This is a genomic window from Colwellia sp. BRX8-4 (genome assembly GCF_014077345.1).
In the GTDB taxonomy this organism is placed as follows: Bacteria; Pseudomonadota; Gammaproteobacteria; order Enterobacterales; family Alteromonadaceae; genus Colwellia_A.
Genome location: NZ_JACGVS010000075.1, coordinates 1 through 301, shown reverse-complemented (window position 1 = coordinate 301; position 301 = coordinate 1). Strand labels below are relative to the sequence as shown.

The following is a 301-nucleotide window of genomic DNA, read 5'->3' as shown; positions in this document are numbered from 1 at the left end:
ATTCGGACGCGGGATGGAGCAGTCTGGTAGCTCGTCGGGCTCATAACCCGAAGGTCGTCAGTTCAAATCTGGCTCCCGCAACCAACTTAAGATATAAGTATAAAATCAGGTCGTCAGTTCCCTTTTAATTAGATATGGGCTCCGATAACCAACTTACGCTTAAGTATAAAAAGCAAATTCTTAAGTTTGAATTAAAACAACTTGGCTTTCCTAAGAAGGTATTAGGACATTCGGACGCGGGATGGAGCAGTCTGGTAGCTCGTCGGGCTCATAACCCGAAGGTCGTCAGTTCAAATCTGGC

General features: G+C 45.5%; 1 tRNA gene. It reads left to right on the top strand.

From position 1 onward, the window contains the following. Nucleotides 1–7 precede the first annotated feature (7 nt). Nucleotides 8–84: transfer RNA gene (locus tag H4J56_RS19435), tRNA-Met, on the top strand. Nucleotides 85–301: the final 217 nt, after the last annotated feature.